The organism is Clostridium grantii DSM 8605 (assembly GCF_900129965.1).
Classification (GTDB): domain Bacteria; phylum Bacillota; class Clostridia; order Clostridiales; family Clostridiaceae; genus Clostridium_AF; species Clostridium_AF grantii.
The window spans coordinates 50,287-75,671 of record NZ_FQXM01000005.1 but is presented as its reverse complement, the minus strand read 5'-3'; the positions used below and the strand labels follow the sequence as shown (position 1 = coordinate 75,671).

At 31.1% G+C, this 25,385-nt stretch carries 22 protein-coding genes; 3 read left to right on the top strand and 19 right to left on the bottom strand.

Translation table 11 applies throughout. The annotated features are described in order from the left end of the window. The first annotated feature begins 114 nt into the window (after positions 1–114). Positions 115–1,092 carry a prepilin-type N-terminal cleavage/methylation domain-containing protein gene (locus tag BUB83_RS22680; protein ID WP_084133416.1) on the top strand — a complete coding sequence of 326 codons (978 nt, stop codon included), beginning with the start codon at positions 115–117 and terminating at the stop codon, positions 1,090–1,092. 89 nt (positions 1,093–1,181) lie between these two features. Here BUB83_RS22680 and BUB83_RS05415 read toward each other — a convergent pair whose 3' ends face one another. Continuing rightward, on the bottom strand, positions 1,182–5,483 hold the full coding sequence (locus BUB83_RS05415) for a 2-hydroxyacyl-CoA dehydratase (RefSeq protein ID WP_242950638.1): 4,302 nt from the start codon (positions 5,481–5,483) through the stop codon (positions 1,182–1,184). A 365-nt stretch (positions 5,484–5,848) separates the two neighbouring features. Between BUB83_RS05415 and BUB83_RS05410 the strand changes: the two genes are divergently transcribed. After that, positions 5,849–6,679, top strand: coding sequence for an AraC family transcriptional regulator (locus BUB83_RS05410; RefSeq protein ID WP_073337431.1), 831 nt, complete (start codon positions 5,849–5,851; stop codon positions 6,677–6,679). Positions 6,680–6,738: 59 nt separating this feature from the next. Here BUB83_RS05410 and galA read toward each other — a convergent pair whose 3' ends face one another. Further along, complete coding sequence (galA, locus tag BUB83_RS05405) at positions 6,739–9,234, bottom strand: beta-galactosidase GalA (RefSeq protein WP_073337430.1); 2,496 nt, start codon at positions 9,232–9,234, stop codon at positions 6,739–6,741. A 383-nt stretch (positions 9,235–9,617) separates the two neighbouring features. Here galA and fliB point away from each other — a divergent pair, with 383 nt between their 5' ends. Then, entirely contained in the window at positions 9,618–10,838 is a 1,221-nt protein-coding gene (gene fliB, locus BUB83_RS05400; protein WP_073337429.1) for a flagellin lysine-N-methylase, read from the top strand. Positions 10,839–10,973: 135 nt separating this feature from the next. Here the strand turns inward: fliB and buk are convergent, their stop codons facing one another. The 17 genes from buk to BUB83_RS05315 all read right to left on the bottom strand — a co-directional run bounded on the left by buk (position 10,974) and on the right by BUB83_RS05315 (position 25,378). Further along, positions 10,974–12,041, bottom strand: coding sequence for a butyrate kinase (buk, locus tag BUB83_RS05395; RefSeq protein WP_073337428.1), 1,068 nt, complete (start codon positions 12,039–12,041; stop codon positions 10,974–10,976). Positions 12,042–12,082: 41 nt separating this feature from the next. Next, entirely contained in the window at positions 12,083–12,631 is a 549-nt protein-coding gene (locus BUB83_RS05390) for a BMC domain-containing protein (protein WP_073337427.1), read from the bottom strand. Further along, the gene (locus tag BUB83_RS05385; protein ID WP_073337426.1) at positions 12,624–13,970 is read right to left on the bottom strand and encodes a 4Fe-4S dicluster domain-containing protein; all 1,347 of its coding nucleotides are present in this window, start codon (positions 13,968–13,970) and stop codon (positions 12,624–12,626) included. Before BUB83_RS05385 ends, BUB83_RS05390 begins: the two co-directional genes overlap by 8 nt. Before the next feature lie 70 nt (positions 13,971–14,040). Then, positions 14,041–14,319 (bottom strand): EutN/CcmL family microcompartment protein, encoded by a 279-nt coding sequence (locus BUB83_RS05380; RefSeq protein WP_073337425.1) that lies wholly within the window; start codon positions 14,317–14,319, stop codon positions 14,041–14,043. A gap of 246 nt (positions 14,320–14,565) precedes the next feature. Beyond that, on the bottom strand, positions 14,566–15,219 hold the full coding sequence (pduL, locus tag BUB83_RS05375; RefSeq protein ID WP_143160480.1) for a phosphate propanoyltransferase: 654 nt from the start codon (positions 15,217–15,219) through the stop codon (positions 14,566–14,568). Between the two features lie 24 nt (positions 15,220–15,243). Further along, positions 15,244–15,522, bottom strand: coding sequence for a BMC domain-containing protein (locus BUB83_RS21530; protein ID WP_143160485.1), 279 nt, complete (start codon positions 15,520–15,522; stop codon positions 15,244–15,246). A gap of 324 nt (positions 15,523–15,846) precedes the next feature. Then, entirely contained in the window at positions 15,847–16,140 is a 294-nt protein-coding gene (locus BUB83_RS05365) for a BMC domain-containing protein (protein WP_073337424.1), read from the bottom strand. A gap of 22 nt (positions 16,141–16,162) precedes the next feature. After that, a complete protein-coding gene (eutM, locus tag BUB83_RS05360) occupies positions 16,163–16,441 on the bottom strand; it encodes an ethanolamine utilization microcompartment protein EutM (protein ID WP_073337423.1) in 279 nt (92 codons plus the stop codon). A gap of 39 nt (positions 16,442–16,480) precedes the next feature. Beyond that, positions 16,481–16,789, bottom strand: a complete 309-nt coding sequence (locus tag BUB83_RS05355) for a BMC domain-containing protein (protein ID WP_073337422.1) — start codon at positions 16,787–16,789, stop codon at positions 16,481–16,483. An 11-nt stretch (positions 16,790–16,800) separates the two neighbouring features. Next, a complete protein-coding gene (locus BUB83_RS05350; RefSeq protein WP_073337421.1) occupies positions 16,801–18,012 on the bottom strand; it encodes a zinc-dependent alcohol dehydrogenase in 1,212 nt (403 codons plus the stop codon). A 12-nt stretch (positions 18,013–18,024) separates the two neighbouring features. Continuing rightward, a complete protein-coding gene (locus tag BUB83_RS05345) occupies positions 18,025–19,431 on the bottom strand; it encodes an aldehyde dehydrogenase family protein (protein ID WP_073337420.1) in 1,407 nt (468 codons plus the stop codon). Then, a complete protein-coding gene (locus tag BUB83_RS05340; protein WP_073337419.1) occupies positions 19,431–20,393 on the bottom strand; it encodes a cob(I)yrinic acid a,c-diamide adenosyltransferase in 963 nt (320 codons plus the stop codon). Before BUB83_RS05340 ends, BUB83_RS05345 begins: the two co-directional genes overlap by 1 nt. A 15-nt stretch (positions 20,394–20,408) precedes the next feature. Next, positions 20,409–20,744 carry a glycerol dehydratase reactivase beta/small subunit family protein gene (locus BUB83_RS05335; RefSeq protein ID WP_073337418.1) on the bottom strand — a complete coding sequence of 112 codons (336 nt, stop codon included), beginning with the start codon at positions 20,742–20,744 and terminating at the stop codon, positions 20,409–20,411. A gap of 9 nt (positions 20,745–20,753) precedes the next feature. Next, on the bottom strand, positions 20,754–22,571 hold the full coding sequence (locus BUB83_RS05330) for a diol dehydratase reactivase subunit alpha (RefSeq protein ID WP_073337417.1): 1,818 nt from the start codon (positions 22,569–22,571) through the stop codon (positions 20,754–20,756). Positions 22,572–22,581: 10 nt separating this feature from the next. Beyond that, a complete protein-coding gene (locus BUB83_RS05325; protein ID WP_073337416.1) occupies positions 22,582–22,983 on the bottom strand; it encodes a diol dehydratase small subunit in 402 nt (133 codons plus the stop codon). A 50-nt stretch (positions 22,984–23,033) separates the two neighbouring features. Continuing rightward, complete coding sequence (locus BUB83_RS05320) at positions 23,034–23,699, bottom strand: propanediol/glycerol family dehydratase medium subunit (RefSeq protein WP_073337415.1); 666 nt, start codon at positions 23,697–23,699, stop codon at positions 23,034–23,036. A 14-nt stretch (positions 23,700–23,713) separates the two neighbouring features. Continuing rightward, on the bottom strand, positions 23,714–25,378 hold the full coding sequence (locus tag BUB83_RS05315) for a propanediol/glycerol family dehydratase large subunit (protein WP_073337414.1): 1,665 nt from the start codon (positions 25,376–25,378) through the stop codon (positions 23,714–23,716). Positions 25,379–25,385 lie beyond the last annotated feature (7 nt).

Here is a 25,385-nt window from a genome sequence, read left to right as displayed (position 1 = left end):
GTTACAGTAAAATATAAGTGATAACTACTCTTTTTAATTCAAAAGCGTCCTATTTAATGGTATAATATATATTATTATATATATTATAGTATTATTTTCAAGGGATGTGTTTATATGAAAAATGTTAAATCCGGTTTTACACTTATAGAGCTTATTATTGTTATTGCTATACTTGGAATACTGTCTGCTGTAGCAATTCCTAAGTATAGCTCATATCAAGATAATGCAAAATATGAAGTATGTTTAGATAATAGAGTTAGCCTTCTAAAAATGTATTATTTGCAAATTTCTCAAAATAATTATGAAGATGAAGAGCAATTGCTACAAGATATTATAGACAATAAGGACAACCTTTATTTTAATGAAATTCCTAATTGTCCTGAAACTGATGATACACATGATTATACAATAAAGAAAAGTGATTATGGCTTTAGTATTCACTGCAAAAATCACGAAAATGACGTAGTAATATATGATGATAAAGCATATGTTATTGATTATGATTTTTCAAATAAGGATGCCCAAGACTTAGCTGCCAACGGATTTTTATCCTCAAATTTATCAAATTGGAAAGTATTTAATGGAACTTCCATAAGAAGTAGTTATGGAACAATTTTTAAAGAAATACCAAAATCTGAATATAATATTAGCCTAACAGCAAGTTTAGAGGGTAATAACACAGCTGGGGGATATGGTGTTTTTTTTGATACTACAACAACAGATGGCGGTAAAACAGATTCAGGATATATTTTTCAATTCGATAGAGGTTATTCCGGCGGGGAATTAATTATAAGAAAAAGAACAGTTAATAGCAATGTTACTGTTAATGAAAGTGCTATACCCTTTAGATATTCTGAGGGACTTCCCGCTAGTTCAGATCCTTGGTGGACCGACTCACATGATATTGAATTAAAAGTCACTAATACAAATAGCGGGAATACTAATAAGAATCTGAAAGTATATATCGATGGCGAATATAAGTTTGATTGGGATTACCAAAGTACAATAACTGCGGATTCAGGAACTTCAAATTATACAGGTTTTAGAACTTGGGGGGACGGTACTCAATTCAATTCATTAAAAGTAGAGTAAAAAGTAAAGATTATAAAAGCCAATTCTTCGAATATACGAAAGATTGGCTTTTAAATTTATTTCAAGCTTATTTAATTTTTCGACTTACTTTATACTACTGATTTCTTTATATTTTCTACTGTTTTCATGTTTTTATTGGCTACAGATAGCATTAACTTCAACCTGTTTAATTGGTTAACTTCACTAGCCCCTGGGTCATAGTCAATAGCAACAATATTGGCTCTTGGATGCTTTTCTTTAATTGGTTTAATCATTGCTTTACCAATAACATGATTTGGTAAACATCCAAATGGTTGTACACAAACCACATTTTCAAATCCATGCTTCACTAATTCTACCATTTCCCCTGTTAAAAACCAGCCTTCTCCTGTTTGATTTCCAAGAGAAATTAGTTCTTCAGCATGCTCTGCTTTTTTCTGTATACTTGTTGGTGCAGTAAAATTTACGCTATTTTCAAAAGCTTTTCTTGCAGATTTTCTGTATATTTCACATATTTTAATAAACATATTAGCATGGTTCCAAGCTTTTTTACTACCATTTAACTTTTCATATTTGAATTTTGCTGTAAAAGCTGAATAAAGGAAAAAGTCCAATAAATCTGGCACACTTACTTCAGCACCCTCTTCTTCTAGTACTTTAACTATTTGATTATTCCCTGTTGGATGATATTTAATTAATATTTCTCCAACAATACCCACTTTAGGTTTAAGAATGTCTATTCTTTCTAAAGCATCAAATTCCTCAATAATTTTTTTCACATTATTTCTATATACAATAACATTTCCATTTTGAATATTATTTATTGCAATCTCTTTCCATTTGTTATGCAACTCTTCTGTAGAGCCTTTTACTTTTTCATAAGGTCTTGTAGCTTGCGTAACACGAAGGAAAATATCCCCATATACTATTGCCATTACAGCTTTATTAAGAATTGATCTTCGAAGATTAAATCCTGGATTTTCTTCAATACCATATGCATTAATAGAAACCACAGGGATTTGCTCCATATTAGTATCTCTTAAGGCTTTTCTTATTAAACCAACATAATTAGATGCTCTACATCCCCCACCAGTTTGAGTCATAAACACAGTGGTATTATCTAAATCATATTCTCCTGATTTAAGAGCTTTCATAATTTGTCCAACTGTTAATATAGAAGGATAACAAGAATCATTATTTACATATTTCAACCCTTCATCCACAGCCCCTGGGTCCACCCCTGGCAATATAACGATATTATATCCTTCACTTTCAAATACAGTTTTTATTAAATCAAAGTGGATAGGTGACATATTAGGAGCTAAAATTGTATGTTTCTTTTTACTTTCTTTTGTAAACACTGATTTATTTGTATTAATATGAACCTTTTCTGGAATTACATTTTTTCTTTCACGTTCATCCATAGCAGCTTTTAAGGAACGTATTCTAATCTTAATAGCACCAAGATTATTTCCTTCATCAATTTTAATAAGACTGAAAATCTTTCCATAGCTTTCTAATATTTCACCAACTTGATCACTTGTCACTGCATCAACCCCACATCCAAAAGATGTTAATTGAATAAGCTCTAATCTTGGATTATTTCCCACAACCTCTGCTGCTGAATACATTCTACTATGATAACTCCATTGATCAAGAACCCTTAGTTTACGGTTTGTTTCATTTAAATGGAAAATAGAGTCCTCTGTTAAAACTGCCATACCTAAATTAGTAATAATATTTGTTAAGCCATGATTAATTTCCTCATCTATATGATAAGGTCTTCCCGCTAGCACAATTCCTTTTTTATTATTATCTTCTAGATATTGAAGAACTTCTTCTCCTTTATTTGCAATTTCTTCTCTAACTTTCAGTTTTTCCTGCCAAGCTTTCTTAGCCGCAGCTTTTATTTCTTCACTTGGAATATCAAATCCATATTCCAAAAACTCTTCATTTAATCTCTCCGCTAATCTTTTTTCATCATCCATTGGTAAAAATGGATTCATAAACTTAACATTTTCCTCTTGTAACATGCTAACATTATGTTTGATAGCTTCAGGATATGAGGTTACAATGGGACAATTATAATTATTATCTGCCTGCTTACTTTCCTTCACTTCATAGGGAATACATGGGTAGAAAATAAAAGGCACCCCTTTTTTAATCAAATGAATAACATGTCCATGAACAAGCTTAGCTGGATAACACACTGATTCAGAGGGAATTGTTTCAATTCCTTCTTCATATATTTTTTTACTTGATTTTGGAGATAACTGAACGCTAAAACCTAACTCTGTAAAAAAAGTATACCAATATGGATAGTTTTCATATAAATTTAAAACACGAGGTATTCCCACAATTCCTCTTTTGGCATCCTTCACTTTCAAAGGCTTATATGCAAATATTCTACCCATCTTGTAATCATACAAATTAGGAATATCTTTATTTGGAATCTCTTTTCCTGCTCCTTTTTCACATCTATTACCTGAAACAAATTGTTTGCCATTATTAAACTTTGTAGTGGTTAACAAGCAATTGTTTCCACATAACTTACAATGGCTAATGGAAGGTTGAAATTCAAATTCTGATAACTCTTCTTTTTTAAGTAATGTAGTTTGTTCCCCTTCTACAAATCTTTCTTTTGCGATTAAAGCCGCTCCAAATGCACCCATTAATCCTGCAATATTAGGTCTAATAACTTCTCTTTCAGATATATGTTCAAAAGCTCTAAGAACTGCATTATTGTAAAAAGTTCCCCCTTGAACAATAATCTTTTCCCCCATTTGTTTTGGGTCTCTTATCTTAATTACCTTTTGTAATGCATTTTTAATAACTGAGTATGATAATCCTGCAGAAATATCTCCTACAGATGCCCCCTCTTTTTGAGCTTGTTTAACACGTGAATTCATAAAAACTGTACATTTAGAACCAAGGTCTACTGGTTTATCCGATAATGAAGCTGCCTCAGCAAAATCTTCAATTTTATAATTAAGAGAAGTTGCAAAAGTTTCTATAAAAGACCCACAACCAGATGAGCAAGATTCATTAAGCATTATATCATCTACCGTGCCATTTTTTATACGTAGACATTTCATATCTTGTCCACCAATATCCAGTATAAAATCTACTCCTGGTAAAAAGAAGTCTGCCGCTTTATAGTGTGCAATAGTTTCAATCTCTCCAATATCTATTTGAAGTGCTTCTTTAATAAGTGATTCTCCATAACCAGTAATAGTTGACTTTACAATCACAGCTTTTTCAGGCAGTTTTTCATAAATTTCACTTATAATTTTAATAACTAACTCAAGAGGCTCTCCATTATTACTTCCATAATACTCATATAGCAATTCACCTGATTCATTAATAAGAGCTGCTTTTGTTGTGGTAGACCCTGCATCTATCCCTAAATAGCAATTACCTTCATAGGTACTAATATCTGCAACTTTGGCAACATTTTTATCATGTCTTTTCTTGAATGCCTCAAGGGCTTTTTTATCTTCAAATAATGGATTTAATCTAGCAACTTCGTTTGCACTAGAATCCTTTAAGCTCTCTGATTTTTGCACTAATTCTTTAAAAATAATATCATCATTAACTTCAGACTCTATAGCAGCTCCTAAAGCAACAAATAATTGTGAGTTTTCTGGAATTATTGCTGCCTCCTCAGATAATTCTAAGGTTTCAATAAATCTATTTCTCAGTTCTGATAAAAAGTAAAGTGGCCCCCCTATAAATGCAATATTACCTTTAATAGGTTTTCCACAAGCAAGTCCCGCAATGGTTTGATTTACAACTGCTTGAAAAATCGATGCTGCAATATCTGCTTTTGGTGCACCATCATTAATAAGTGGTTGTACATCTGTTTTAGCATAAACTCCACATCTTGCAGCAATTGGGTAAATAGCTTTGTAATCTTTAGCTAATTCGTTTAATCCCATTGCATCAGTTTTTAATAAAGATGCCATTTGATCAATAAAAGCTCCTGTACCCCCTGCACAAATACCATTCATTCTTTGATCAATAGAGCTTCCCTCAAAGTAAGTTATCTTAGCATCTTCCCCACCAAGCTCTATTGCAACATCTGTTCTAGGTATTATTTCTTCTATTGTTTTAGCACAAGCAATAACCTCTTGAATAAAAGGCACATCTAGCCATTTAGATATAGAAAGCCCTCCAGAACCCGTAACCATAATGGTAATATTACTATCTTCAAATTGTTTATATGCGTCTTTTATAAGTGTTGAAACAGTATCTCTTATGTCAGAATAATGTCTCTCATATCTGCTATATAATAATTCTTGTTCTTTATTAATAACTACTATCTTAACTGTAGTTGACCCTACATCTAACCCTAAGTGAATTATTTCCTTATCTAATTTCACATCTTTACTGACAATTTTATTATTTATAATATTCACTAACGCATCCTCCCTAATTCTTTCAGAAACTATTTGCTATATATAATACATATAATATTTATAATATAATCTTTGAATATAATATTTTCATATATAATTACTATTGTAAATACATTTTTTTTTAATAGCTACTACTTTATATGATACTATAGAAATTTTACAACTAAGAAACATATTAAGTATTTTAATTTATTATATTTAAATTCACCTATTTGTCAATAGAAAATCAAAATACATTTACTGGATTTAAAAAAATTCCCTACAACGGTAGAATATTTTCTTGCAGCCTATGGTAATAGTTTTCCTACTTTCTCTCATTATTATAATATTGTATAATGTATTTATCAGGAGGTGTTTATATGCTATTTGAATTCCCTGTACTTAATAGTGATGTATATAATCTACCTTTCTATATTAGCGAACTGGGTTTTTTAGAAAATCAAGATCATGTTATCCGAAATAATACTTTTGATAAAAATCAAATTTTAGTTTGTTCTGGTGGAAAAGGTAAATTAATAGTTAATAATAAGGAATATATTATTTCAAATAAAAATATTTTTCTTATAGAAAAAAATGTACCTCATGAATATTTTTCTATATCCAAACCATGGAAAATCAATTGGGTAGTATTTGATGGTACCTACATTCCTCAATTATTAAAACAACTCAATATAGAAAATCATGAAGTTTTTGAGCTAAGTAGCATAAAATCTATTGCTAATATATTTGAGGAATCTTTGCTGATGCTAAAATCAAACAATAATAAAAAACATATTGAATGTTCTATATTAATATATACTTTGATTACAAAATTAAGCTATTGCAAAAGAATAAATTCTGCTTATAATCATAAAACAAAAAAACAAATGACCTTTGAAAAAATAATCATTTATTTAGAAGAAAATTATGATAAAGATATTTCATTAGAAGATATTTCTAAAGCTTTAGGCATTTCAACCTATTATATCTGCCGGATTTTTAAAGCATATAATCCCGTAAGCTTAATAACTTATTTAAATCAATATCGGATTTCTATGTCAAAAAAAATTTTACTTCAGAATCCTCAATCCTCTATTAAAGATATCGGCATTCAAACTGGTTTCAAAGATCCTAGTTATTTCAGTGCCATATTTAAAAAAGTAGAAGGCATATCCCCTATAGAATTTCGACAACAACATGGTTTTCATTAATTGAAAAGTAAAAAAAAAAAGAGGGATTTCTTCATCCCCCTTTTACCTGGTAGCTATTCTTAAACTAAACCATCTGCAGCATCTCTTCTGCCTATTATCTTAGCTAAAGCTATATCTTTTGATACTTTACCCACATATTTAAACTCATTTGTTTCTATAGATTTTAATTGTATTTGTGTTTGCTCAAAATCCTTACCTTCTACCGTTAAAATAATGTCCCCTGTTTGAAAATTTGATTGTACTATAACTTGACACAAACCATGATATAATTTTCTTTGTAACAATTTATCTTGTTCATGGCTCATGGGATTTCCATTACCTGTGCCAATAATTTTACCTTCCCCTTTTATGCTAAATTCTAATAATTCGTTTGAAGTTTGAACAAAATAACCATCCTCATCAAGTGCTTCAATATTAATAATACAAACATCATTTTTATTTGCCAATAACTCACTTTTATTTGAAGTTATACCAATTTTTGAGGCTTTTTTTGTTGTCTTCACTTCTTTAACCATTATTACTTCTTCACCTTTATAACCTACTGCTTTTAATGTTCCTGCTTCATAAGGAACTTGCCAAGTTGCTTTCACAGCCTTTGTTATCTCTTTTATACCAAGACTCTTATCATTTAAAAATAATTCAACACAATCCATATTACTAAATACACAAACATCTATTAATTCTTTTTCTTTACCTTCCCAATTCCAATGTGGAAAAATATGAAGAGTATCTTCATTTGTCCACCATGATTTATAATAATAATAAATATCTTTTGGGAATCCACAAAGATCCATAATCCCAAAATGTGACACAGTAAATGGCCATCTATACGGAATGGTTTCTCCACGATAATCAAATCCTGTCCATATAAATACCCCTGCCATAAAATCTCTTGTATCAACAGATGTCCATGTTTCCATAGGAGTAGAACCCCAAGGTGGATAAACTTCGCCATACCCACTTACAATCTGATTCCTTTGTGCTTTTTCAAATATGCACTCATGTGAAGATTTAAATGTTATACTAGCATCATTTGAACTAGGTTCTTCACAATATAATCCTCTTGTTGAAAGTGTACTAGCATTTTCTGTGCCAACCAAAACCATTTCTGGGTATTTTTCATGTAATGTATCATACTTATTGAAATTTCTCATCAAATTATAATTTAAACCACCTACTTCAACACTAAAATTATGACTTTCATTAAATTCACTAATATCATACCAATTACAATTCATTGCATAGGTGGTTTTTCTTGTTGGGTCAAGACTTTTTGCTATTCTTATAAGTCGTTTATAAATTCTTATACCCACATCAGTTCCATGAATATTCATTTCTTCATTTCCAAGAGACCACAATATTACACTTGGATGATTTCTATCACGTTTAATTAATGTTTTTAGTTGCTGAACATATTCTTCACTGGTATCCATTACTCTTGTTTCATCCATTACTAACATACCTAGTTTATCGCAAGCATCTAGCAGTGCCGGAGTGGGTGGATTATGAGATGTTCTATAAGCATTACAACCCATTTCTTTTAAAAGTTTAATTCTATATTCATGTAATGCATCAGGTACAGCTACTCCTACCCCTGCATGATCTTCATGGCAACAAACACCTTTTAATTTAATATTTTTACCATTTAAATAAAAACCTGTTTCATTATCAAAATGAACTGTTCTTATACCAAATTTTGTTTCATAACAATCCATAATTTCATTGTCTTTCTTTATCAAAGTATTTAACTTATAAAGATATGGATCCTCAATATCCCATAAAATTGTTTTATCCATATTAATACAATTCATTACTACAAGCTGACTATGTGGCTTTATAGAATTTATATTCCTAATTTCTTCTACAACTTCACCTGCTTGATTTATAATTTGAGTCACTAAATCAAATACCATTACTTTATCATATTCATTGTATATGGTTGTATCACAAACAACTTCGGCTTTACTCTCTTCTAAAACAGTATATTTAACAAAGGTTCCCCATTGACCAACATGAAGTTTTGAGGTTTTTACTAATCTAACGTTTCTATAAATACCACCACCCTCATACCACCAACCTTCACAATCCGTTGCATCTACTCTAATAGCAATAACATTCACATCTTCATAGCTACATACATCATCAATATTATAAGATACACTTTTATAACCACTTATTTCCATACCTAAAAGATGGCCATTTAACCATACTTCATAATTTCTAAATATTCCATCAAATTCAATTGTTACACATTTTTCACTGTCCTCTTTCTTCAGCTCAAAGGTTTTTCTATACCATACAATTCCTTTTACTAAGCTACCTTGCGAAGCACTAGCTGTTTCAGAAAACTCACCTCTTTCACATACAAAATCATGTGGTAGATCAATATCTTGCCAATCTAAATCAGGATATCCCCATTTTGCAACACCATTATTGCCTGACTTCATCCATGATGGATTTTTACTTACATTTCCATGTGTACAATCAAAACTTCTATCTTGAATATCCCCGTCATAAAACTTCCAATCATAATTCATTGAATATATTTCTCTCATAGCAATCCCCTTTCACTAATGTTCAAATTCTAAAAACTGTTATATTGTCATTGTATAACTCCTATTATTCCTAGTAAATCATAAATATTTGACTCGTCTATAAATATATTGCACTAAATTGCAATTTAAATTTTTTGCAGGTATTTATTGGCGCTCACTTAACAAAATTTGAATTTAACCCAAAACCAATTGTTTCTTGAAACCACTTACTCATACTTTTACAAAAGTATAAATAAAAATTTTTATAATATATTCCTGGTGTGGATTAACAGTGTATAGATGTTTACCGAAATATCAAGTATAATATATATTATTCTTGATATTATACTCAAGTAAATCATGCCTGGAGTATTTTTGCCAGCGGTATTAGTTTGGAGGTACTAATGAATAAAAAAGTGAAAATGAGATATCCACTATATGTTCAGGAATTTAAGTGTATAGGGGGTAGTTGTGAAGATACCTGTTGTGTTGGTTGGGATGTAGATATTGATAAAACTACATTCAGACAGTATTATAAAGTTCAAGACAAAGATATGAAGAAAATGTTTCAAAAGAACGTTCATAATAATGATGCCTATTGTAACGCTGATATAGATTATGGAAAAGTTAAGTTAAGAGAGGGTAAAGTTTGTCCTTTTTTAGACGAAAATAATTATTGTGTAATCTACACTAATCTAGGAGAAGAATATCTTTCAAATGTCTGCACCTCTTTCCCTAGAATTATCAATAAAATTGATGACTATTATGAAATGTCTCTTGATACAGCTTGCCCAGAAGCTGCAAGAATTCTTTTATTAAAAAAAGATGGACTCCAATTCAAAGAAAGTGAAAATACTTTAGGTAAACATATTATATCTGGAGATATTGATACTACTTCTAAAGAATTTAATAATTTTCCTATAAAGTACATAAAGGAAATCAGAAATTTTAGCATTAAAATAATAAAAAACAGAGAATTTGATTTAAGTGAAAGATTTTTTATATTAGGAAATTTCTTAGACGAACTTGAAGAAAAACTTGATAATAATTTTAACGAAGTGAGTAATTTTATTAATGAATATGATATAAATTCAATCAATGATTTCTATGAAAAACCTATAGTAAATTATGCTATTCAAATATCATTATTAAAGAAACTTATAGATGATTTAAATGTTTTTGAAGAAGTTGACAGTACTTCTTTTCAAGAATATACTAAAGAGCTTATATCTGGGTTGAATTTTAATAATACAAATGATTTAAATAAATATTCAGAAACTTATAAAGAAGGTTTTGATAATTATTTTGAAAATTTCATAAATAATAATAGCTATATTTTCGAAAATTACTTAGTTAATTTTATATATAAGGATTTATTCCCTTTTTCAGAAACAGACTCAGTATTTGACGGTTATATTATGCTTTTAATGAGATTTGCACTTATTAGATTTTATTTGATTGGAATCTTTTTGTTTAATAAAGAATCTTCTATTGATAATGTAGTTAGATTTATACAAGTTTTTTCAAAAACTATAGAACATCATAAAACTTATTTAGCTGATGTTTTGAATAATTTGAAAGAGAATGAATTTGACAATATGGAGTTTGCAAAAATATTTTTATAAATGTAAATATGAAAGGATTTAGCTTATCTTTTAACATTATAAAGAGGTGTGCTCAATTTTGTGCACACCTCTTAAATACTTTAGAAATTCTTATAATTTTTATTATATATTAATATAAATCCCTAAAAATAAATTTTAATATTCTTTTGCTTTTTCACTACCATTTAAAACCCTTAAAGCTCCTTGTGCAAGTGCTAATAATTCATCTTCTCCTGGATAAATTGTTACTGGTGCAATAAAACCTACACTCTCAACAATTTTACTTGTTATATTCTTACTGTAAGCTATGCCACCAGTTAAAATAATAGCATCTACATTTCCTTTTAGTACAGTTGATGCACTTCCAATTTCTTTAGAAACTTGATATATAAAAGCTTCCAAAATCAGCTTAGCTTTTTCATCCCCTGTATCAACCATTCCCTGAACTGTTCTTACATCATTTGTACCTAAGTATGATACTATACCACCTTTACCGGCAATCTTTTTATTTATTTCATCAATTGTATATTTTCCACTAAAACACATATTAACAATGTCTCCAATAGGTACGCTTCCACTTCTTTCTGGTGAGAATGGACCATCTCCGTCTATAGCTCCGTTTACATCCACAACTCTCCCGTTTTTATGAATGCCGACAGAAACTCCTCCCCCCATATGTATTACAATTAAATTTAGTTCTTCATAATTTTTATTATTTTCTAGGGAATATCTTTTTGCAACAGCTTTTTGATTTAAAGCATGAAAAACACTTTTTCTATTTATACCTTCCATACCTGACACTCTTGCAACTTCTTCCATTTCATCAACTACCACTGGGTCTACTATAAAAGAAGGAACTTCTAGTAGACTTGCAATTTCATTTGCAATAATTCCACCTAAGTTTGAAGCGTGTTGTCCTTGTATTCCTATTTTCAAATCTTCAATCATTCTTTTATTAACTGCATAAGTACCACCATCAATTGGTTTTAAAAGTCCACCTCTAGCAACCACTGCATTTAAATCTTTTATGTTAATTCCATTTTCCTTTAGAATGTTTAAAATAACAATTTTTCTAAATTCGAATTGATCATAAATCTTATCATACTTTTCAATTTCTTCTGATGAATGTCTCAAGGTTTCCTCAAAAATCTGTTTTTCATCTTCATATACCCCAATTTTTGTAGATGTAGACCCTGGATTAATTATCAACATTTTATAGCTCATGTAAAACACCCCTTTGTTAATTTCATATTATCTTAATTGTTTTATACAAGAGTTTCCCAAAGTTTAGGGTCCGGATTTGGTATTATAGACATGTCTATTAGCATACCTTCTTCTTTTACCATTTGAATAGCTGCTTGCACTGAAGCTTCTACAGCAGCAATTTCTCCACTAATTAAAACAAAGCTTTTTCCGGCCATTCCTCTTGCAATCCTCAACTCTAATATATTTACCTTTGCCGTTTTAGCTGCAATATCTGCTGCTACTATAGCTGTAGCTGCAGAATAAGTTTCAACTATACCTAAGGCTCCTGAATTACCAAATTTAGCTGTAGCATTCATTGCACTAAATATTGATTCATGAGGGTTACCAAGTATAAAGCTATCTATTAAATTATATTCATATTTAGACTTACCAACTTCAATTGCAGCTTTTACTGCACTTAAATCCCCTGCAATTAAGGCTATGAACTTACCAGGACAAACCGTTTGAGCCATTAATAGCTCTACATGGGCTGTTTTTATCATTTCATCTGAAGCTGTAATTCCCGTTGCTACTGTTTTATATTCAACTAATCCTATAGCTTTATCCATTTATATCACCTCTTGCTTCAATAAAAATACTATTTTCGCTCACACTAACAATAACCCCTGTTATGCTAGCATGAATAAAAGCCCCTAAATTCTTTTCATCAACAATGCCAATCACATTTCCTTTATAAACTTCATCTCCAACTTTTACTATTGGAACTGCCGGTGCCCCTATATGCTGTCTCATATTTATTTCTACTTTTTTAACTTTTAATCTATCTGGGCTTAAATTTGCATCGACATTATAAGTAGTTAAATTCAATTTTGCAATAAGTCTATCAATAGGAATTTTTCTATACTCTCTCATTCTTCCCACATTTATTGGTGCATTGTTATGAGGATTTTTAATTCCTTTTTCTCTTAACTTTAATTTCATTTCAGCAATCAAACTTCTTGGTGCTAACCCCTGATGGCAAGCATACATTTCACAAATACCACATTCACAACAAAGCATTGTAGAAGTAAAGGTATCAATATCCTCTGTAAGTCCATTTGCAAGAGTATTCATGATTTTATGTGGGGATATTACATGCCCCAATTGATTTCTTGGACATAAATCAGAGCACATTCTACATTGGGAACAAACTGACATGGCCCTTTTTATATCTATAGAAGGATCAAATTTTCGTTTATTTATTACTAAATGTTCTTTTGGGAGAACTATCAATGCTTTAGTAGTTTTGGTAATATAAGAATTTAAAGTGGTCAATCTCCCTGTCATTGGTCCACCCATTATTATTTCATAATCTTCTATTTTACTTCCACCCGCCAAGTTTATTAAATCAATGACTTTACTTCCGATAGGCGCTTTAACAGTAATAGGATTATTAACTTCTCCAGTTATTGTTACATAAGTGTCCACTACTGCTTTTTTATTTACTACAGCATTATGAATATTCAATACTGTTTCAACATTAACTACAATTGCTCCAACAGTAATAGGTATAGCTCCTTCTGGTACAATTCTTCCCGTTGTTTCATAGATTAAAACAACTTCATCTCCAGCCGGGTATACGTCTTCCAATATATTTAATTCCAATTTAGGATAATTTTCTATTTTATGTTTTATTGCTTCAATTGACTCTTTATAATGAGATTTAATTCCTATTATTCCTTTTTCACAACCTAAAACCTGAACCATCATTTCATAAGTATCTAGAATTTCTTCTGTATAAATTTTGATAAGTTGTCTATCTACCCTTATCAAGGGCTCACATTCCGCACAATTCATTATAAGTACATCTGCCTTACTATTTAGTTTTGCATAAGTTGGAAAACCAGCTCCACCAGCTCCTACAATTCCATTTTCCTTAAGAATAACTTTTAATTCATCTAAATTCATATATACACCTCTTTTATGCACAGAGCTAACACTTCAAGCTACTGGCTATATTGAGAACTATTGTTTTTTATTAGCTATTAATTCTTATATCCTTTTCATCATCTACAATTCCTACTATGGTTGCATCTACTGGCATATCTGGAGTATCACAAGCAAACCTAGCTGCACTTCCCAAAGTAACAATAACTAGATCTCCAACACCTGCACCAACACTATCTATTGCTAAAATTTTGCCTTTATTTCCATTATCAAATTTTTCATAAATATCTACTACTAAAAATTTATTTCCTATTAATTTTGGGTCTTTTCTTGTTGAAACAATTGTTCCCACTACCTTACCAACTACCACGTTATAACCCCCATTTTATAATTTACAGTTCACAGTTCATAGTTTTATAGGAACTTCCTCGTCAAACTTAATTTATACTTGTACAAAATCTCTCGGATTATAAGAGTTTTGTACATATATAACTTAATAGTTAAACTGGAATAGCTATATTAGCTTACTAAAAGAAAGCTTATTAACTATGTGCTGTGAACTGATTTTAGTATTAGTCATAGAGAACTTAATTTAACCACAACTAGCACATTTTTATTATTTAATCAATTTAAGATGTTGTCCGCATTTTATACCAAAAGCATTTGCTTCATCTGTATCAATATGCATTTCTAATGTATACGTGTCATGGACTCTAACTTGAACATTAGTAAATATCCCGCCTCGTTCTCCCGGAACTTTAATGTTAACAAAGTCATTATCTATAACATTCATCGCAGCTGCTTCTTTAGGTGACATATGAATATGTCTCTTTGCAATTATACAGCCTTCATTTAAATTTATTGCTCCTTTGGGGCCAACTATAGTTATGGAAGCAGATCCAGAAATTTTTCCTGATTCTCTTATTGGTGCATTTATTTTTAATTTAATGGCATCTGTTTTAGCTAACTCTACTTGGGTTTCTTGCCTTACCGGACCAAGAATCCTAACTTTTTCTATAGCATTTAATTTACTTCCTAATAAAGTTACACATTCTTCAGCTGCAAATTGTCCACCCATTAATTCTTTCTTTTTAGTAAGAGTAGCATTTTCACCAAAAAGTACTTCTAAATCCTTTTGAGATACATGTACATGTCTTGCAGAAACACCTACTGGAACTATATCAGAAGCTACTTTATCATTGCTTTCTACAAACTTCTCAACTTCCTCTTTAACTATTCTCTCAATTAACGAATTAACATCAATACTCATTTTTATCACACTCTTTTATAAAAATTATTTTTCTTGTGGTAATATTTTTTCAACATCTCCGTGAGGTCTTGGAATTACATGAACTGCTACTAATTCTCCTAATCTTTCTGCAGCTCTAGCTCCAGTTTCTGTAGCAGCTTTAACAGCCCCAACATCTCCTCTAACCATTACTGATACTAATCCTGAACCTATTTTTTCGCTTCCTATTAATACAACATTTGCAGCTTTTACCATTGCATCTGCTGCTTCTATTGCTGCTACTAAACCTCTTGTTTCTACCATTCCTAATGCTTGTTGTTCCATTTTTATTTCCTCCCTATAATTTCTATTTTTATTTTGTGCAATTTCCTTCTTATCTTTTTTCTCATTAATATTTGCTTCAATAATATCCTTATTAGCTTCACTTGCTATTTTAACTTGGTTTCCTACTTCCACTTCATTCACTACTTTTACTTCATCTTTCACTTCAACAACGTTTTTTATATTCTTTGTTGTATTGGCACTTTTATTATTAGACTTATTTCTACCTGAAGCTTTTACTTTAGTTACCGTTAAATTTTTTTCTTGGTTTTCCTTTAGTTCAGGTGATTTTAATTGTTCTTTTTCTTCCAAGTTATCACCACTTTACTATTTATTATTGTATTTCTTGGCACTTATGTTGAGAATCTTAATTAATTCCTCATGTGGATTTGGTATAACTGCAGAAGCAACGGTTTTCCCTACTTTATCTGCACTTTCTTTGCCCATTTCAACTGCCGCAGTAACTGCAGATACATTTCCCTTAACAACTATAGTTACTAATCTTCCACCTAGTTTTTTTTCAGAGGTTACAAATTCAACATTGGCTGTTTTTAACATAGCATCTAATACTTCAACTGATGTTACATATCCACTAACTTCTACTATCCCTATGGCAAACAATAGTTACACTCCTAATCCCATTTTATTTTACAATTGGTAGTATTTTCTCTACATCTCCATGTGGTCTTGGAATTACATGTACAGCCACAAGTTCTCCTAATCTTGATGCAGCACTTGAACCAACTTCTGTAGCTGCTTTAACTGCTCCTACATCTCCTCTAACCATTACAGTAACAAGTCCTGAACCAATTTTTTCTGTTCCAACTAAAGTAACATCTGCTGCTTTCACCATTGCATCTGCTGCTTCTATTGCTGCAATTAAACCTCTTGTTTCGATCATTCCTAACGCTTCTTGTAACATAATTAATCCTCCTAAAGATATATTTTTTTTTAATTTTACTTATTCAAAGCAATTTAATTTTGTTAGTTTTTCTGTATCTAATGCACAGTTTGGTATTATGTGAGCTATCACAAATCCACTAACTGTATTAGCGGCTCTTTTTGCTGCTTCAATTGCCATTTCGACATCTACTACGCTTCCCCTAAACTTCACACAAATTAATAAAGGTACAGGAAGACTATCTGCATTTCCTGGTTTGTTTTTGTCAAGAGCTTCTATTGTCACATTTGCTGCTTTGCATCCAGCATCTGCAGCAACCAAGGCAGTTGTCATACCAAAAACTTCAATAAAACCTATTGCATGTGCCATTATTCATTCTCCTAAAATTTATCGTTTATGAAAACTACTTTTATTCCTAATTGTTTCATATTAGTTTCCATAGCTTCATTCATTTCATCTATTGTATATCTGTGTGTTATTAGCTTTTCAAGAGGTAAACCAATTGATTTTGCTCTTTTAATAAAATCAAAGGTTATTGGGTAGTCCTGTGGAGAATAAACCCATGAACCAACTAAAGTTATTTCTTTATTACAAATATCATAATGAGGATTGATTGTGCAGTCTCCATTATCTACAAAGAAACCAACTTCACAAAGTCCTCCACCTCTTTTTACAAACTTCCAAACATTAGCTGCTGCTACTGGAACCCCAGTACATTGGAAAGCAAAGTCTGCACCCAAACCATTTGTTGCATCTTTTACTGCTCCTACTAAAGCATCAATTCCCTTATGGTTCATGAAATTAATAGTATCAGTTGCTCCCATTTCTTTTGCCATTGAAAGTCTTGCATCATCACCATCTATAGCAATTATATTCTCTACCCCTAAAGTTCTAACTACAGATATTAGTAATAATCCTATTGGTCCACAACCTTGAACAACAACTTTAGAATTGAATTTTAATAAACCCGTTGTTTTAGCTCTCTCTACAGCATGAACTACAACTGCTGCTGGTTCGATTAATAATCTTGAATCTAGATCCATATCATTAACTGTAAAGAAGGTAGAGCCTTTTCTCACCACTAAGTACTCAGAAAACCATCCATTTAAATGTGTTTCATCATCTGAAATCAAGCCATATATTCCAGTATTTTCACAAAGATTAGTTCTAGATGGTGTATTTAAGCATGCATCACAATGTCCACACGGAATAACACATGTAACTATTTTATCTCCTAGATTCACTACTTTGCCCATGCTATCTCTTTTTATGTTCTTACCCATTTTAATAATTTGACCAGAACCTTCATGTCCAAGTACTACTGGAATTAAACCGAATGGATCACCTTTGTACTCATGAACGTCTGTTCCACATACTCCACAGCCTTCAACCTTAACTAACATTTCATCGTCACCAATTTCAGGAATTGGGTATTCTCTAACTTCAATCTTTTGTTTTCCAGTAAGCAAAGCAACTTTAGATGTTTTAGGCATATTTGTACTTGGCGTTTGACTACTAGTAACTGGTCCACCTTTCATTTCTGAAAGAATTTGTTTAACAATTTCTTCAACATTAATTTGATTGATTTCCATTATATTCTCTCCTTATCTAATTGATAAACCATCTGATAAAACACATCTTCTACTTTTAGTAAATGTTTTTCCAGAAGTTAATCCTTCACCTGTTCTACTTGCTATTGTAAAAGTACAATAACCTTCACCATTAAATCCTAGTGCAGAGTAAGATGGTGCATTTTTAACAAATATAGCTGTATCAATTTCTCTGCCGTATTTAGTTAGATTATCAATATTTTTTGAATGCATATGAGCTGAATGTCTATTCCCATGTTCATATCTAACTGCAAGTTTAATAGCTTCATCAACATTTTCAACTTTAACAATTCCAAGTATTGGCATCATCAATTCTTCTAAAACTAAAATATGATCTTCATCTGCATCAAAAATAATACATCTTATACTATCATCTACCTCTATACCTAGTTTTTTCAAAATAACTTTTGCATCTTTACCAACACAATCTCTATTTAAACCAATTATGCCATTATTGTTTATTAAAACTGTATTCACTAATTTATCTATATCAGAACCTTTTAATTCATAACATCCGTTATTAATCATATGGTATTTTAATTCTTCTACTATTGATTCAACAGCAACAACTTCTTTTTCTGCAATACATGGTAAATTATTATCAAAAGTTGCTCCATCTACAATATGTTTAGCGGCGCTTTGTAAATCTGCTGTTTCATCAACTACAACTGGTGGATTACCTGCTCCAGCTCCTAAAGCTCTTTTTCCTGATTTTAAAGCAGCTGTAACAACTCCAGGACCTCCAGTTACTGCTAGTAAAGCAATATCCTTATGAGTCATTAGTATTTTTCCACTATCCAATGTAGGTTTTGTAACTGAACAAGCTATATTCTCAGGCCCACCACATTCTACAGAAGCTTCATTTACTAATGTAACTGCATAATTTGAAACCTTTACTGCACCTGGATGTGGGTTGAATACTACTGTATTTCCTCCAGCTATCATTCCAATGGAGTTACACAATACTGTGCAGCTTGGATTTGTACTTGGTGTTATTCCACCGATTACCCCAAAGGCACCCATTTCTATTAAAGTTAAACCATTATCCCCTGACCATGCAGTGGTTGTTATATCTTCTGTTCCAGGTGTTTTATCTGCTACTAGTAGATGCTTTAATATTTTATGATCCACTCTACCCATACCAGTTTCTTCAACAGCCATTTCAGACATTATTTTTGCATTTTCTCTAGTTTTTTCTCTTATTCTTGTTATGATTTTTTCTCTTTGTTCCATTGACATTTTCTTAATCTTTTTTTGAGCTATTTTAGCAGCATCTATAGCCTCTTCTATATCCTCAAAAATTCCTATTGCTTTATTCTCATTTTTAACTTTTGTTGTTCCTGATACATTTAGAAGAACTTGTTTAACTATTTCTTCAATTTGGCTTTCATTTATAGCCATCATAATACCTCCTTTATAGAACTAGCTCCATAAGCAGCAATTTCATTATCTTGGGCTGCTGAGCCTCCACTTACTCCTATTGCTCCAACAACTTCTCCCTTATAAATCAAAGGATAGCCTCCTGCAAAAATTACTATTCTATTATTATTTGTATTGTTAATGCCATAAAAAGGTTGACCATTTGTTGCCAAATCTCCCAATTCATTCGTAGGCATTCTTAAAGAAGCAGAAGTAAAGGCTTTATTTACAGCTATATCAAAACTCCCTGGTAATGCATCATCCATAAAATGTACAGCAATTATATGCCCCCATTTATTAGCTACTGCAATAACAACCTTTAAATTAATTGTATTTGCATATTGTTCAGTGATTTCCAATATATTTTTAGCAACCTTTAGATTCAATTCTTTTTTTTCTGTATTATCCGAGTACAAGGAGTCATCATCTCCAAAAGTATTTTTTTTCAAAGATTCTAAATATCTTGCAGATACATAAAGAAAATCTGATAACCTATTTACATATTTTCTGTTTATTAAATTTACAGGATACAATCTATCCAAAGTTAATAAGTGTCTTTCAATTCTTCTAGAAACTGCTCTAGCAACATCTAGCGTAGCTGATTCTTTACTACTTCCAGGAAGAATAAATTTTTTAAATTTAGGATATTTACTCTCAAAGTTATTGATTATTTCTTCGAGTCTTATTAATTCAATTTCTGGGATTAAGTAGCTGTTTTCATCTCCACAAGATATATGTGCCATAAGTGTTATCATATTTTGCTGAATCTTTTCAAGTTCATTTTTTATTTCATATAAATCTATTTGAGATTTTGCTAATCCTAAATAGCTTGTTAATTCATCCATATCACCTGTTGTTTCAACTCTCACATCATACTTAGGTACTTCTTCTGAATTTAATAAACATGTGAATCCACTATCTCCAGTTTTAGTAGTTACACTCATCTTACCACCTAATTTTTATATTATTTTAAAAGGTATTTTCTTAGCATAGCGAGCAGCATTTGAACCTAAAACTCTCATATGCTTTAATTTATAACCAGAATACTCAAATAAATATTCTCCTTTTTTCATTTGTCTAACATGAATAGCCACTTCATACTCATTTACTCCAATGCCTACTTCTAAAGAAGAATTAGTTGAGGCTTCATAGGATAATCTATCAACATCTTTATAAACCATTTCAGATATTTCATAAGGAAGTCCTTCTTCCTCTATTCCTGCAAATATCTCTTTTAATACTTGACTATTACAATTATGAGTAAATATATTAATTACTGGTTTATTCTTATACATATAATCACCTTAATTCCCAACATAGGACATAACCAATCCTGTTGCCACTGCATTTCTTGGGCCTTCAACACTTCGAATATTTCCTCTGCCAGACACAATTTTATATTTGGATAGCTGTGATAAAATCATTTCTGGTATCTCAAAATCTAAAGCTGAGCCACCCACTAAAACTACATTAGGTATATTTCTCAAATTGTTCATAGGAGCAATTTGTTTGAGAGCTCTCAAGGAATTTTGTACAAAAACCCTTTCTTTTGCACTTTTTCTAACACTAATTATTTTCTCTAAATTTACATCTTTATAAATTGGTAACATCTCGTTATTTTTTAAAATAACTATTCTACCAAAGAATCTAGCTTCTAGCGGCTCCTGAAAGAATTTTATTTCATCATTCTCCATTTTTATGTGGAATAAACTCTCAACTTTTGCTATTGGATACTTTTTTATATCTTCTGCAATACTTCTATCACTTAATCCAAGTTCTGAGTTTATGATCATTGTTACCATCTCACCTGCCCCAGCTAAATGAATAGACTTAATTAATCCATCTTCATGAAGTACTGCCGCATCCGTTGAACCTCCACCAATATCTAAAATTGCAAGAGGTAATTTTGTTCCCGGTGTAGTAAACGCTCCCAATGTTGCCATTACTGCCTCTACCCCTGCTACTTGTACATCAATATTAGTGAGTGCACTTAACTTTGAAGCTATTCTATCCATGGGTAATTTTTTAGTTTTTACCATGGCAGCAACCGCCACAGCATTTTCCATAAAAGTTTCTTCTGCTAATCCACCAACTACTTTTTTAGGGAAAAAAGTGTCAATGGCTAAAATGTCTTTTATTTTAATATCTAAAATATTTTCATTTGTCAACTCTGCCATTGTATTTTTTACTGAACTAATCATTCCCCCTACATTTGTAGCCGCTTCGCCTGATATATCTTCAATTTCTTCAATTCTATTTACCAAACTCATTATTGCTTCTGCACCAGAATCTACATCTACTTTTTCAGTGCTATTATTAGCTTTTATAAGAAGTTTGCCTGACGGAATTACTTTTTCTTGCACTTCACCTTCAGGAGTTTTTATTACTATAGCTGATCTTATACCAATTAAACTTTTTGCTATAGGAATAACTCTTTTAGTTTCCTCAGAATTCAAATTAAATATTGTAGCAATTCCATAAGGATTTGATAATACCTTAATGGTATGACCTGATTTTGCAACTTCTACAGCTGCAAATTTATCCAGAGGGATTTTTTCAATATATTTAATTTCATCTACTATGGGAATAACAGTATTTATTCTGTTACAAATTAATACTGCTTCATCCTTTTGTACAATAGCTGCTTTGATTTTTATTTTATTTTTTAGTGCCAAGTTTATTTTTTCAGAGGCATCTTCATAATCTAAAGATTGGGGAATTATAACTACATAATCTTTATTCATATCAGCTTTATTCATATCATTGATATTAATGGTAATCCCTAGTCCAAGACCTTCTCCTCCTGGAGTAGAAGGATTATGACCTATCATAGTGGATTCTGTTATTATGGTTTCAGTTATTGTTTCCATGGCCGTATCACCAATTACAGGTGCCGCTTCATTTATCCTAATAGAATCAATATCACTAATTCTTATATTTGTTTTATCAAGAGCATTATTTAATGCAGCACTTATTCCTTTAACATTATCCTCTGTTCCTTTTATTCCAGTAGTTTTACTAATACCACTGCTAATAAATTGAAATTTACCATTATTATCAATTTTTGAAATACAAACCTCAGTGGTAGAATTTCCAACGTCTACCCCCGCAATTACTTTCATATCATCGCCTCTATACTTTTAATATTCCTCTTTTTTCATAAACCTTTAAAGCATCTAACACCAAATTAGCACAATTAACTGCATTATATTTATCTTTCAAATCATTAGCAATTTGTAATAATTCCTGTTTAGTGGCTCTATTTGGTCTTAGTTTATTGTAAATTTCCAATAATTCCTTATCAGGTACTTCCGTAAGTTCAGCTGCTCTTGTAAAATTTTGTTGTTGTTGAATTCTACCATCTTCTGCTGCTAATCTTCCTTGAATATTTAAAGTTTCCTTAGAAATTTTTATATCCTCTGAAGAAATACTTCCATCTAAAATATTTTCTACTGTTATATCACTTACTGGTTTACCTGTTTTAGATTTAATTTTATTTGGATCCATGTTTTGGGATAAAGGATACCTTTCCATTTTAATCATCCCTTTCTTTCAAATATAAGTACTAAAAATAATCTTTAAAACTAGCCTTTAAACTGTAATTCTATTGAAGGGGCTTGTTTATCAATCTTTTCTGTTTCTTTAATATGCATAATAGCTGCTTTTACTTGAAATTTTGGCCTACACATATAATCATTTTGAACTGGTACTGGTTTTACCCTCAAACCCTTAGCATATTTTGCGGCATTTTTCCCGATATGTCTGTACATAGCTAAAGTTATAATTGGAGCTTGTGGAAATAGTTCTAAATTGGTTAAAGGATATAAATCCTTTTGATGAATTACAGTAGTTCCCTTTGATTGTATTGCAATACTTATTCCAGATCCGCTAAGCATTGCAGCTTTTTTACCAATAAAAGCAACATCTGATGTATCCATAACTCTTATAATTCTAGTAACCATTCCTTCTTCTTCTATTCCAGCCATAATTTCTTTTAAAATATCTATATGACTTAATTTATTCAACGTATGTTTTATCTCCACTCCAAAACAAGGGGCAACCGCAATCACTACTTCTTTTATGTCATTTCCTTTACTTGCCATACCCTTCTCTGTGAAAATTGATTCATATTCTTTTTGTAAATTTTTCGTTTCATAGGAGTGGGCAGCTATTGGATTAATATTAGATTTTTCAAGCTCTTTTTTTACTAATTCAGCAATTTGCCTAACAATTTTTTCATCTAATTCCATGTCTGACACCACCTTTATAAATTATCTGGATCAATTATATTTGGGATTTTTTTAATTTCTTCCCATCTTTCTTCTGACAATCTATAGCCTGTTCCTGGCCCCAAATAATCATTAGGATAATTTATTGCACTTATAACATTAAAATCTTTATCTAAAATTGCTGATGTTTGTAAATAATCTCCATATACCCTTTGTTTCAACATATTTAATATACTTTGAGCTACATCATCATAACCTGATTTTACAAGAGCTGCTACAATATCTACCCCTGTTATTCCTCTATTCATTAAATCTTCTATAGCTTCAAAATCTGCTAATTCATCTCTATCCGGCATATCTTTACTTCCATGAGCATAAGTAGCTGCTTCTACTTCTTCATCTGTAATTTTTGAAAGATTTAATTCTTTGAATAAAGCTTGCATTACTTTTGCAGCTTTATATCTAACTTTTACCACGTCTTCTTCATTAACTGGTTTTAGTCCTCCATCAACTTTCAAATCTCTCTGAAGTACATTATAATCATCAAAATCTTCTGCATCGAAATTAGCTCCAGCAAAAACATTATCATAATTTGGAACTCCACTATAACCAGAGAAAATAAAATCTGTACCTGGTAAGAATTGCATCATTGTCCTAGCTGTTCTTCTAATATCCGAGTGTGAAAATGTTTGATCATTACTGGAAGCTACTTCTAAATCAAGAAGAGAAGCTATTAAATTTTCTGCAAGAATTGCTCTAATTCCAGAAGGAACTGCTGATGTAACTCCTATACAGCTAACTGCTCCATTTTGTAATCCTTGAACTCCAGCACCTTTTGTTACCATTATGCATTTGGTTTCAAGATACAACATTGATTTTCCTTCAGCATTACCCATTAACACCTCTGAACCTGTTCCTGATGTAAATCTCATTTTCAGGCCTCTTGATGCGTAACAGGATGCTAAAAAAGCTTTTGAATATGGGGTGTCATCACCATCAATAAAAACACTTTCAGTTCCATATACAGAAATTGTTTCAGCATAAGTTGTAAACCCTCTCATTCCAAGTTCCAACTCAACTGCTTCTTCTACTGCACATTGAGTTAGAACTCCTCTTCTGCCAACTTGAGCTCCAATTAATAAAGCTATTGCATTAAATGGTGCATATCTTGCCACTCCAACAGTTGTTTCTTCTTCACCAAATCCTCTTAAAGCTCCCTCTGCTGCATCTGATGCAATTTGTATAGGGTTGTCCTTAATGTTAGTAATATGAGCTTGATTTGATGGGAATTTTCTAGCTCTTATCTTTTGCATAGCCATCATCATTTCTACAACATTTAATTCATCAAGAACCTTTACAATTTTTGCAGGCGTCAACCCTGAGAAGATTTTAATTATAGTTTTTCTATCAATATTTATATCTACCAACATTCTAGCTAGTTCAACATCACTATAATTCATTGATTTTTCAGCTTGTTGCAAGTCAATTGCATAATCTGCAATAAAGCTATCCATAAAATCAAATTCTTCAATTTTCTTTCCATCTAATTCTATTATTTTTCCATTTTGAATTTTTATTGATGGCTTAGGATCATATGGTCCATTCATTGCTACAAATCCTTTTTCAGGCCATTCATCAATAAAACTATCTTTATTTACAGGTCTATCATTTAGAACCTGAAATCTTTTTGATTTTTTCATAGTCTCA